This is a genomic window from Collinsella sp. AM12-1, assembly GCF_003472325.1.
Classification (GTDB): Bacteria; Actinomycetota; Coriobacteriia; order Coriobacteriales; family Coriobacteriaceae; genus Collinsella.
Window position 1 is genome coordinate 37,705 of record NZ_QRLS01000012.1, and the last position, 12,292, is coordinate 49,996.

General features: G+C 62.3%; 6 protein-coding genes. All 6 read right to left on the minus strand.

What is annotated here, in order from left to right:
- Nucleotides 1-72: 72 nt before the first annotated feature.
- The gene (locus DW136_RS07145; protein ID WP_199580204.1) at nucleotides 73-4,548 is read right to left on the minus strand and encodes a DNA-directed RNA polymerase subunit beta'; all 4,476 of its coding nucleotides are present in this window, start codon (nucleotides 4,546-4,548) and stop codon (nucleotides 73-75) included.
- Between the two features lie 6 nt (nucleotides 4,549-4,554).
- Complete coding sequence (locus DW136_RS07150) at nucleotides 4,555-7,983, minus strand: DNA-directed RNA polymerase subunit beta (RefSeq protein WP_006235007.1); 3,429 nt, start codon at nucleotides 7,981-7,983, stop codon at nucleotides 4,555-4,557.
- Between the two features lie 350 nt (nucleotides 7,984-8,333).
- A complete protein-coding gene (locus DW136_RS07155; protein WP_117786148.1) occupies nucleotides 8,334-9,242 on the minus strand; it encodes a UTP--glucose-1-phosphate uridylyltransferase in 909 nt (302 codons plus the stop codon).
- A gap of 313 nt (nucleotides 9,243-9,555) precedes the next feature.
- Complete coding sequence (gene rplL, locus DW136_RS07160) at nucleotides 9,556-9,933, minus strand: 50S ribosomal protein L7/L12 (protein WP_006235005.1); 378 nt, start codon at nucleotides 9,931-9,933, stop codon at nucleotides 9,556-9,558.
- A gap of 102 nt (nucleotides 9,934-10,035) precedes the next feature.
- Complete coding sequence (gene rplJ / locus DW136_RS07165) at nucleotides 10,036-10,557, minus strand: 50S ribosomal protein L10 (RefSeq protein ID WP_089572500.1); 522 nt, start codon at nucleotides 10,555-10,557, stop codon at nucleotides 10,036-10,038.
- Between the two features lie 506 nt (nucleotides 10,558-11,063).
- Nucleotides 11,064-12,200: a pyridoxal phosphate-dependent aminotransferase gene (locus DW136_RS07170; RefSeq protein WP_118289335.1), complete on the minus strand. Its 1,137-nt coding sequence runs from the start codon at nucleotides 12,198-12,200 to the stop codon at nucleotides 11,064-11,066.
- Nucleotides 12,201-12,292 lie beyond the last annotated feature (92 nt).

A 12,292-nucleotide genomic window follows, 5' to 3' on the forward strand; every position in this document is an offset into this window, starting at 1 on the left:
AATGACAGATTGTAGCTCTGGGGGCCGCGCAGCGACGGAGGTCGCCGCCGTTCGTTAGAACGGCGGAACTAATTACTCCTCGTCGTTGTCCTTGGCCTCTTCGGCGTCGTCGGTGTCCACGAGCTGGTTGAGCAGCTCGTCGAGGGAAGCCATGTCCTCGTTGATGGCACCGTTGGCGGGAGCCTTCTTGTCGTCGATCGGGGCGCCCAGGAGCTCCTCGTCGGCGTCGACGTGATGCGTCGGAGCGGAGGTACCCAGCAGGATGTCGTCCGGACCGTCGGGGCTAAAGACCATCTGCAGCAGCTGCGAGAGGTCTTCCTCGTCGGCAACATCGTCGTTGTTCTCGAGGATGTAGAGCAGGTCGTGGGCCTCGAGGCCGTCACGGAGCTCCTCGATCGCCTTGGCACCGATGCCATCGATGCGCAGCAGATCCTCCTCGGACTTGCCAACCAGGTCGCCGACCGTCTCGATGCCGACCTCGCTGAACTTGTTGGTCCAGCGCTGCGACACGCCCAGGTCGTCGAACAGGTACAGGCGAGCCTTCTCGGCGGAGATGGTGTGGCCGTTGCGGGTGAACGAACCGTCAGCACCACCGAACTCGTCGTAGCCGGCCCAGTCGAGCTGCTGCGGGAGCTGCTCGTCCAGGTCCTTGAGCTCAACCGGAGCCCACTCGGGCAGCGACTTGGCGTTGGGCGAAGCCGGACCGTCGATGTCCACGTAGCCGTCAGCCGTGCGATACGTCAGCTTGGCGTTGGCGTACGGCTTGAGGCCAGTACCAGCCGGGATCTTCTTACCGACGATGACGTTGGACTTAAGGTCGAGCAGGTGGTCGACCTTGCCCTCGATGGCAGCCTCGGTAAGGACGCCGGCGGTACGGATGAACGAAGCGCTCGACAGCCAGGAGTCGATGTTGGACGCGACCTTGAGCGTACCCAGGATGACGGGCTCAGCCACAGGAGCCTGACCGCCCAGACGGGCAACGCGCTCGACCTCGTCGGCGAACTCGTAGCGGTCGACGTACTGACCAAGCAGGTACTTGGAGTCGCCGGGGTTGGTGATCTGAACGCGACGCAGCATCTGACGTGCGAGCACCTCGATGTGCTTGTCGTTCAGGTCGACGCCCTGGCTGGTGTAGACGTCCTTGACACTCTCGACGAAGGTGTGCATCGTCGACTCGATGTCGGTCAGCTTGCGCAGGTTGCGGAAGTTGACGAAGCCCTTGGTGATCTGGTCGCCGGCGCGAACCTCGCAGCCGTCCTCGATCTCGGGCATAAAGCGCACCGAAGCGGGGACGCGACGCTCGTCGAGGACACGGGTGTGATCCTCGGAGTCGGTGAGCGTCAGCACGTACTCGGACTTCTCGGGCTTAATCGAGAGGTGGCCAGAGTACGGAGCCAGCTCGGCCTCGCGACCCAGAATCTTCTCGTTGACGTTGCCGACGATATCGAACATACGGCTGACCGTAGGCAGACCCTGCGTAATATCGTCGACGCCAGCGACGCCGCCGGAGTGAATGGTACGCATCGTAAGCTGCGTACCGGGCTCGCCGATGGACTGGGCGGCAATAATGCCGACCGCGGTACCGATGGCGACCGGACGACGGGTGGAAAGATCCCAGCCGTAGCACTTCTGGCACACGCCGTACTTGGAGCGGCAGGTGAGCAGCGCGCGGAGCTTGACCTTCTTGAGGCCGGCATCGACCATCTTCTGGATGTCGGCGACCTTCTCGATGTAACCGTCCTGCTCAAAGAGCACGGTGCCATCGGGAGCCACAACGTCCTCAATGAAGCAACGGCCGACGAGGTCGGTGTTGAGGTCGGTGGTGCCGGGGATGATGAGGTTGTAGGTGACGCCCTCGTGCGTACCGCAGTCCTCCTCGCGGACGATGACGTCCTGGGCCACGTCGACCAGACGACGGGTCAGGTAACCAGAGTCCGAGGTGTGGGATGCGGTATCGACCAGGCCCTTACGGGCGCCGTAGGTCGAAATGAAGTACTCGAGCGGTAACAGGCCCTCGCGGAAGTTCGCCTTAATGGGAAGGTCGATCGTCTCACCGGACATGTCTGCCATAAGGCCACGCATGCCGCCGAGCTGACGCAGCTGGGTCTTAGAACCACGGGCGCCGGAGTCGGCCATCATGTACAGCGGGTTCTCCTCGTCGAACATGTCGAGCATGAGCGCTGCGACCTTATCGGTACAAGCGGTCCACTCGTTAACGACTTCGATGTGGCGCTCCGTCTCGTTGATGAAGCCCTCCTCGAAGTACTCGTTGATCTGGTCGACGTTGGCCTGAGCGCGATCGAGCAGTTCCTGCTTCTCGGCAGGGATGAGAGCGTCCCACACCGAGATGGTGAGGCCGGCGCGGGTAGCGTAGTGGAAGCCGGAGTACTTGATGGCGTCGAGGATCGGGCCGACCTTGGCCTCGGGGTAACGATCGCAGCAGTCAGCAACCAGCTTGGCCACGTCGCCCTTGACCATCTTGTAGTTCATGAACTCGTAGTCTTCGGGCAGGCACTGGCGGTTGAAGATAATGCGGCCGATAGAGGTCTCGAAGCGCGCGGTCTTGTTGCCGGTGACATCGTAGTCGACAAACTCGTTCTTGCCGTTCTTGACGCGGAAGATACGGGTGCCGTCCTCGTTGATGACATTGGCGTCGGCAGCGGACACGCGGACCTGAATCTTGGCCTGCATGTCGACCTCGGAGCGGCAGTCATAGGCGTGCAGCGCGTCGTCGAAGCTGGCGAACACGTGGTTCTCGCCCGGCAGACCGTCGCGGACCTGGGTCAGGTAGTACACACCGATGATCATGTCCTGCGAGGGGATGTTGACCGGCTTGCCGGATGCCGGCGAGCGCAGGTTGTTCGCAGAGAGCATGAGCACGCGAGCCTCGGCCTGAGCCTGGCTGGACAGCGGCACGTGGACAGACATCTGGTCGCCGTCGAAGTCGGCGTTGAAGGGCGAGCAGACCAGCGGGTGCAGGTGGATAGCCTTGCCCTCGACCAGCACCGGCTCAAAGGCCTGGATGGACAGACGGTGCAGGGTCGGTGCGCGGTTGAGCAGCACGACGCGGCCGTCGATGACCTCTTCGAGGATATCCCACACAAAGGTGGCACCGCGGTCGATGGCGCGCTTGGCGCCCTTGATGTTCTCGACCTTGCCAAGCTCGACCAGGCGCTTCATGACGAAGGGCTTGAAGAGCTCCAGCGCCATGGTCTTGGGCAGACCGCACTGGTGCAGCAGCAGCTTGGGGTCGGTAACGATAACCGAACGGCCGGAGTAGTCGACACGCTTACCCAGCAGGTTCTGACGGAAGCGACCCTGCTTGCCCTTGAGGGCCTCGGCGAGCGACTTGAGCGGGCGACCGCCACGGCCAGAGACCGGGCGACCACGGCGGCCGTTGTCGAACAGGGCGTCCACGGACTCCTGGAGCATGCGCTTCTCGTTGTTCACGATGATCGCAGGGGCGTCCAGGTCGAGCAGGCGCTTGAGTCGGTTGTTACGGTTGATCACGCGACGGTACAGGTCGTTGAGGTCGGACGCGGCGAAGCGGCCGCCGTCGAGCTGGACCATCGGGCGCAGATCGGGCGGAATGACCGGGATGACGTCCAGGATCATGTTCGCGGGGCTGTTGCCGCCCTTCAGGAAGGCGTCAACGACCTCGAGGCGCTTGACGGCCTTCTCGCGCTTCTGCTTCTGGGAGTCCTCGTCGGCGATGATGGCCTTGAGCTTCTCGGCCTCGGAGGGGAGGTCGATGGCAGCGAGCAGGTCGCGGACGGCCTCGGCACCCATGCCACCCTTGAAGTACATGGAGTAGTAGCGGGTCATCTCGCGGAACAGCGGCTCATCGGAGATGAGGTCGCGCTCGGTGAGCTTCATGAAGGCGTTGAAGGCGTCCGTACGGAGCTGCTTCTCGTCCTTGCACTCTTCCTCGATGTCGACGATGCCAGAGGCGATCTCCTCGGGGGTCAGCGGCTCCTCGTCGGAGAACTCGTCAAAGTTCTCGGGGTCGCCCTGCTCCTTGAGGGACTCGATCTGGCGGGCGCACTCGGCATCGATCTCTTCCAGATCGGCGGCGAGCTCCTCGCGCAGGTCGTCGGCGTCGGCCTCGCGAGCCTCGTAGTCAACCTCGGTGATAATGTAGCTGGCAAAGTACAGAACCTTCTCGAGGTCCTTGGACTTGATGTCGAGCATACGGCTCATCGGGAAGCTCGTGGGGCTCTTGAAGTACCAGATGTGGGACACGGGAGCGGCGAGCTCGATGTGGCCCATGCGGTCGCGACGCACCTTGGCCGAGGTGACCTCGACGCCGCAGCGCTCGCAGACGATGCCCTTAAAGCGGATGCCCTTGTACTTGCCGCAGGAGCACTCCCAGTCCTTGGCGGGACCGAAGATCTTCTCGCAGAACAGGCCGTCCTTCTCGGGCTTGAGGGTACGGTAATTGATGGTCTCCGGCTTCTTGACCTCGCCGTGCGACCAGGAACGGATCTGGTCGGCGGAGGCAAGGGAGATCTTTACCGAGTCAAAATCAGTAGCTTCGAAATCTGCCACAGTCAACTACTCCTTATCAGTGGTCGTGGCGGCGACAGCCTCGGGCGCCTCGGCGGTCTCGGCATCCTCGGCCTCGACGTCGGCGTCAACGCCGGCGAGCGCAGCCAGGTCGTCGAGAGCAGAGGTCTCCTCGGCGGTCACAGGGGCGGAGGCGTCCTCGTCGGCATCGTGCATGGGCTCGATGTCCAGTGCGAGGGAGCGGATCTCCTTGACGAGAACCTTGAAGGACTCGGGGATTCCCGGGACCGGAACATTCTCGCCCTTGACGATGGACTCGTAGGTCTTGACGCGGCCCACGGTATCGTCGGACTTGACGGTCAGGATCTCCTGCAGGACGTTGGAAGCACCGTATGCGTACAGTGCCCAAACTTCCATCTCGCCGAAGCGCTGGCCGCCGAACTGGGCCTTGCCGCCCAGAGGCTGCTGGGTAACCAGGCTGTAAGGGCCGGTCGAACGGGCGTGGATCTTGTCGTCGACCATGTGGCCGAGCTTGAGGATGTAGGACGTACCCACGGTAATGGGCTCGCGGAACTCCTCGCCGGTGCGGCCGTCGAACAGGCGGGTCTTGCCGCGCTCGTCAAGCTGGGTGACAAACTCGGGGCGCATGTGATCGCCAAAGGCAGCGGTGGCCTTGTTGAGCATGTTCTTGTTGGCGCGACGAATGACCTCGGCGATCTCGTCCTCCTTGGCGCCGTCAAAGACGGGCGTCGCGGTGAAGAACGGACCGGGGACGTACTTGTCGGAGTCGGCCTGCTCGGTATCCCAACCGCAGGCAGCAGCCCAGCCAAGGTGACACTCGAGCAGCTGGCCGACGTTCATACGCGAAGGAACGCCCAGCGGGTTGAGGATGACGTCGATCGGGGTACCGTCAGCCATGTAGGGCATGTCCTCGACCGGCAGAACGTTACAGATAACACCCTTGTTGCCGTGGCGACCGGCGATCTTATCGCCCTGCTGGATCTTACGACGCTGGGCGACGTAGACGCGCACCTGCTCGTTGACGCCGGGGGCCAGGTCGTCGCCGTTCTCGCGGCTAAAGCGGACGACGTCGATGACGCGGCCGTAAGCGCCGTGAGGCATCTTAAGGGAGGTGTCGCGAACGTCGTGAGCCTTGGCACCGAAGATGGCGCGCAGCAGGCGCTCCTCGGCGGTCAGAGCGCTCTCGCCCTTGGGGGTAACCTTGCCGACCAGGATGTCGCCAGGGCCGACCTCGGCGCCGATGCGGATGATGCCGTCCTCGTCGAGGTTGGCAAGCATGTCCTCGGAGAGGTTCGGGATCTCGCGGGTGATCTCCTCGGGGCCAAGCTTGGTGTCGCGGGCGTCGATCTCGTGACGGGTGATATTGATGGTCGTCAGCAGGTCCTCGGCCACCAGGCGCTCGGACACGACGATACCGTCCTCGTAGTTAAAGCCTTCCCACGGCATGTATGCCACGGTGAGGTTCTGGCCCAGTGCGAGCTCGCCGTGATCGGTCGAAGGACCGTCGGCCAGGGGCTCGCCCTGCTCAACGGTGTCACCGACGCGCACGAGTGGACGGTGGTTGATGCAGGTGGACTGGTTGGAGCGCTGGTACTTGGCCAGGTGATACTCGTCCATGCCGCCGGCATGCTTGACGATGATCTTGGCGGCGTCGGCAAAGATGACCTCGCCGGCGTTCTTGGCCAGGGTGACCTCGCCGGAGTCCAGAGCGGCGCGACGCTCCATGCCGGTACCGACATAGGGAGCGGCGGGGTGAACCAGCGGCACGGCCTGACGCTGCATGTTAGCGCCCATCAGCGTACGCTTGGCGTCGTCGTGCTCAAGGAACGGAATCAGCGTGGCTGCGACGGACAGCATCTGACGCGGCGAGACATCCATGTAGTCGACGTCCTCGACAGGCACGTCGGCGGGAGCGCCGAAGGAGCCGTCGAAGTCGCGGGTACGGGCGATCACGGTGTGCGGACGGACGATCTTGCCCTCGGCATCGGTCGTGATGAACTCGTTGGTCTTGGGATCGAGCGGCGTGTTGGCCGGCGCGATGACGTGCTTCTCTTCCTCGTCAGCGGTCATCCAGTCGATCTGGTCGGTGGCAACGCCGTTCTCGACGCGACGGAACGGGGCCTCGATGAAGCCATACTCGTTGACGCGGGCGTAGAGGGCGAGCGAGCCGATCAGGCCGATGTTGGGGCCTTCGGGGGTCTCGATCGGGCACATGCGGCTGTAGTGCGAGTTGTGAACGTCGCGGACGGCCGTCGGCACGTTGGTGCGGCGGCTGGAGCCGGACTTGTGGCCGGCAAGACCACCAGGGCCGAGTGCGGACAGACGGCGCTTGTGGGTCAGACCGGTCAGGGGGTTCGCCTGGTCCATGAACTGCGAGAGCTGCGAGGAACCGAAGAACTCCTTGATGGAGGCCACGATCGGGCGGATGTTGATGAGCGACTGCGGGGTGATCTCGTCGATGTCCTGGGAGCTCATGCGCTCACGGACGACGCGCTCCATACGGCTCATGCCGATACGGAACTGGTTGGCGACGAGCTCGCCGACGGTGCGGATGCGGCGGTTGCCGAAATGGTCGATGTCGTCGACCTTGAAGCCCTGCTCGCCGGCAGCGAGGGACAGGAGGTAGCGCAGCGTCGCGACGATATCCTCGTCGGTGAGCACCGTGACCTCTTCTTCGGTGGTGAGGTTGAGTTTCTTGTTGACCTTGTAACGACCGACGCGGGCCAGGTCGTAGCGCTGCGGGTTAAAGAGCAGGCCCTCGAGCAGGCTGCGGGAAGCGTCCACGGTGGGAGGCTCGCCCGGGCGCAGACGACGGTAGATCTCGATGAGGGCGTCCTCGCGAGTGAGAGCGGTGTCGCGCTCCAGGGTACGCTTGATCACATCGGAGTTACCGAGCAGCTCGATGATGTCGTCGTTGGTGACGGCGATGCCAAGGGCGCGCAGGAACATCGTGGCGCTCTGCTTGCGCTTACGGTCGATGGAGACCATGAGCTGGTCGCGCTTGTCGACCTCAAACTCAAGCCAGGCACCGCGGGACGGGATGATCTGGGCCTTGTAGATCTGCTTGCCCGAATCCATCTCGGAGCTGTAGTACACGCCCGGGGAGCGGACGAGCTGCGAGACGACGATACGCTCGGTACCGTTGATGATGAAGGTGCCCTGATCGGTCATCATGGGGAAGTCGCCCATGAAGACGAGCTGCTCCTTGATCTCGCCGGTCTCCTTGTTGGTGAGACGGACGTCGGTCAGAAGCGGAGCCTGATAGGTCATATCCTTCTCGCGGCACTCCTCGACGGTGTGCGCGGGGTCGCCGAACTGATGCTCGCCGAAGGTAACCTCGAGAACATGGTTCTGGCTCTGGATGGGGCTGGATTCCTTGAACGCCTCACGAAGACCCTCGTCCTTAAAACGCTCAAAGGATTCCCTTTGAACAGAGATAAGGTTGGGGAGCTCCATGGCCTCCGGGATTTTCCCGAAGCTGACGCGCTTGCGCTCAGTGGCAGTGTATGCGTAGGTCACCAGGTTTTTCCTCCTTCACGGAAATGCTCGGTGGGTTGGCGAGGCATAGCTTCGCCAGTTATCGCAACCTAATAGTTTATCAGGTACCGACCGTTGGGCAAGAAAAGCCTTGACGCGATTGAGTTTTTGGAGTAGCAAAGTTTTTCGACAGAAAACACGCAGGTAGATGTATGTATATCGAACATCTGTTCATATATTTTCTGTGAACAGAGAGCCAGCAATCGCAGCTCTTATAAAAAACGGGCGCGAACCGAGGTCCACGCCCGTAAATGTCGGTGCCCGAAGGCTTACTTGCGCATCAATCCGCCGCGCTCGTCGATGGCGTCCCAGAAGGCATCGGCAAAGCGGGGGTCGTTTGCAGCCATGAGGGCGTTAGTGGCCATCCAACCAGAGGGAGTGCCAGTGTCGTAGCCCGACAGCGGGTCGATGACGACGGCGTACATGGCCTCGCGGTCGAGCGAACGGGCCATGGCGTCGGTGAGCTGGATCTCGCCGCCCTTGCCGGCCTGCTGATCTGCCAGCAAGTCCATGACCAGCGGGCTCAGCAGGTAGCGACCGACGATGTACAGGTTGGACGGAGCCGCCTCGGGAGCGGGCTTCTCGACCAGACCGCCGATGCGCCAGACAGCGCCCGGCTCGGCATCGGCAACGCCCTCGGCGCCCTCGAGCGAACCGACGCGCTCGCCGGCGATAACGCCGTAGCGGCTGACTTCCTCGGGCGAGCAAGCAGCGACGGCGATAACCGAAGCGCCACCGTGCTCCTTGGAAACGGCGAGCATCTTGTCGCAGATATCGCGGTTAGGCACAACGTAGTCGCCCAGAAGAACCAGGAAGTTCTCCCCTGCCACGGCGTCGGCAGCAGAGCGAATAGCATGGCCGAGGCCCTTGGGCTCGTACTGATAACGGAAGTCGACCGGCATACCGCCAGCGTGGGCGACGGCATCGGCATAGGCGTTCTTGCCGCGCTCGCGCAGCAGGTTCTCGAGCGAGCGATCAGGCTGGAAGTAGTTCAGTAGCTCGGGCTTACCGGGAGAAGTAACGATGATGGCATCGTCGACCTCCTCGGGCTCGAGCGCCTCCTCGACGACGTACTGAATGACGGGCTTGTCGAGCACCGGCAGCATCTCTTTGGGCGTGCACTTGGTGCCAGGCAGAAAACGCGTGCCAAGACCGGCGGCGGGGATGATTGCCTTCATGTTATTCAAGGATCCTTTCGCAGGCGCAGAATGCGCCCCATGCGTGCGGCACGGCGGCCGCAGACCAAATTGCGATACCGAAGTATCTTACCGCCGAAGACATACGTCGCCGTAAGGCAAACGCAATTCTTCAGCAGGTCAACGCAAATTATTGCTCGAATGGTGCAATTTTACGCCCCAGCGGTAACGGGATTGGCACGGCGAAGACAGCGATGTTCTGCATGCCGAGCAATGGGAATGAGGGGCCAAAACAAAAAAGACGGGGCTCGCATAGCGAGTCCCGCCTGCAAAGAAATCTGGCGAGAAAGCCTGATTACTTGAGGGTGACAGCAGCGCCAGCAGCCTCGAGCTTCTCCTTGGCAGCCTCGGCGTCCTCCTTCTTGGCACCCTCGAGAACAGCCTTGGGAGCGCCCTCGACGACCTCCTTGGCCTCCTTCAGGCCAAGGTTGGTGAGCTCACGGACGGCCTTGATGACCTGGATCTTGTTGTCGCCGAAGCCCTCGAGCACGACGTCAAACTCGGTCTTCTCCTCGGCCTCAGCAGCGCCAGCAGCAGGAGCGGCGACAACAGCGGCAGGAGCAGCGGCGGAAACGCCGAAGGTGTCCTCGATAGCCTTGACGAGCTCGGAAGCCTCGAGAAGGGTCATTTCCTTAAGAGCATCGATGATCTCATCGGTGGTAAGCTTAGCCATTTCTAAGTCCTTTCGGTTTCCGTGCGGATGCACGGAGATCAGTTAAAACACGGCGCGAATGCGCCAGGGGTGCGGCGTTGCCGCCGCGGGTGAAAACAGCGACTAGGCTGCCTTCTGCTCGGAGACCTGCTGGATCGAACGAGCGAGACCAGAGGAAACGCCGTTGACGCAGACAGCGATGTCGCGAGCGAAACCGGAGATGAGACCGGCGATCTGGCCGAGAAGCTGATCCTTGGTGGGCAGCTCGGCGATAGCCTTAACATCATCGGCGGAAACGGCCTTGCCGTCGGAGATACCGCCCTTGATCTCAAGGACGCCCTTGGACTTAGCAGAGAAGTCCTTGAGGGCCTTAGCGGCCTCGACCGGCTCGGTCTCGTAGAACACATAAGCGACGGGGCCGGCGAGGATCTCGTCGAGCTCGGGCTGCTCCTGGTTCTTGAGAGCGATCTTGACCAGGTTGTTCTTGTAGACCTTCATCTCGGCGCCGCACTCGCGAAGCTGATGACGCAGCTCCTGAGCCTGCTTAACCGTCAGACCGTTGTAGTTGACGACGAACAGACCGGCGTTCTCGGCGATACGGGACTCGATCTCTGCAACCTTGTCGATTTTGTACTGCTGGGGCATGAATTACACCTCCTCGAATTCTTTCCGGGCACGGTCCGCCACAAGGACGTGACGGGGGCATGTCCAAAAAGAAAGCCCCCGCGCTGCATGAGCGACGGGGGCGAGAAGACATATCTACTCGACCACCTCGGCTGGCGGGATATCCCATTAAGCTCGCGGGCGATGCCCGTTTGCACCGGCTGTCTCTGGCAGCGGATTCGTGCGTGAACCGAAAGTATTATGGCGGGGACCCCGGCGTCGGTCAACGGAAAACTGGGCTGTACACAATTCCACCATCCGGCCGCGCCGCCAAAGGCCAGGCGCAAGGTTTTCGCTCGGTCAGGTCCTGGGCTCGCACGAAGAGCACATTAAGTGCTCTTCGGCTCGTGCGGAATCTACGAAAAGCTTGCGCCTGGCCTTTGGCGGCGCGACCTGTGTTGACTTTGGGGCAGCCCGGGTTGCCGTTGGCCGGCGCGCCCCACGCATAACCCTTATGTCGGTGGGCTGATGTGTTGCGTCCCGTTGGGCTATAAGGTTGAAATGAAGGTGGACAGGCGGTGGAGGCCTTCGTCTAGATCTTTGTCGGAGACGCAGTAGCTTAGGCGGATGTGGCCTTCGGTGCCGAAGCAGTCGCCCGGGACTAGGGCTATGTTGGCTTCTTTGATGGCTTTGATGCAGAAGGCTTCGCTTGTTAGGCCGAATTGTTTGATGCTCGGGAAGATATAAAAGGCTCCTGCGGGCTCTACTGCGTCGAGGCCCATGGCGTCTAAGGCTGCGAGCACGCGTTCGCGGCGAGCTCGATAGACTTTGAGCATGGGGGCTGGGTCGACGGTCAGGGCTCGCGCCGCGGCGTCCATCTCGAAGGATACGGCGCTCGACACCAGGTATTGGTGAGCCTTTGCGATCTCGGCGATGACGGGGGCTGCCGCTGCGAGCCAACCCAAGCGCCAGCCGGTCATGGCCCATGGCTTGGAGAAGCTCTCGATGACCACCGTCTGCTCGCGTAGCTCCGGGTGGCGTTGGGCAAAGCGCTCGTAGCCGTCCACATAGACGAGGCGGTTGTATACGTCGTCGCAGACCACGTAGATGCCCGCCTGCTCCGCTACGCGCGCCACGGCGTCGAGCGATGCCGCGTTGAGAATGCAACCCGTGGGATTGTTGGGCGTGCAGATGACGATGGCCTTGGTCGCCGGGGTCACACAGGCGCGAAGCGCATCCTCGTCAATCTGAAATTGCGCAGGCTCCGTATCCAAAAAGACCGCTTTGGCGTGATTGGCTACGACGATGCTCTCGTACAGGCCAAAGGCCGGCGTGGGGATAATGACCTCGTCGCCGGGGTTGAGCATGGCCATGAATGTTGCCGACAGGGCCTCGGTCGCGCCGTCGGTCAGGATGACCTCGTCGGCGGAAAACGCCAGGCCCGCGTCCCCCATGTAGGCAGACAGTGCCTCGCGCAGGACAGGGCGACCGTTGTTGGGCGGATAGTGTGTGTCGCCGCGGCCCAGTGCGGCGGTCACCTCGGCGCTAATCACATCGGGCGTGGGAAAATCAGGCTCGCCGAGCGCAAGCGCGATGCATCCCGGATGCTGAGCGGCGAGCGCGTTGATTCGGCGGATACCGGAGGGCTTGAGCGTGGCAAGCGAGGTATTCATGGGCAGGCGCATGGCGTTCCTTTCGTAAGGGTTGCACTAGGATAGCGCGGCGAGGCGCCACCAGACGGTGTAACCTAAACGGAAACCAACCGGAAAGGAGGCGG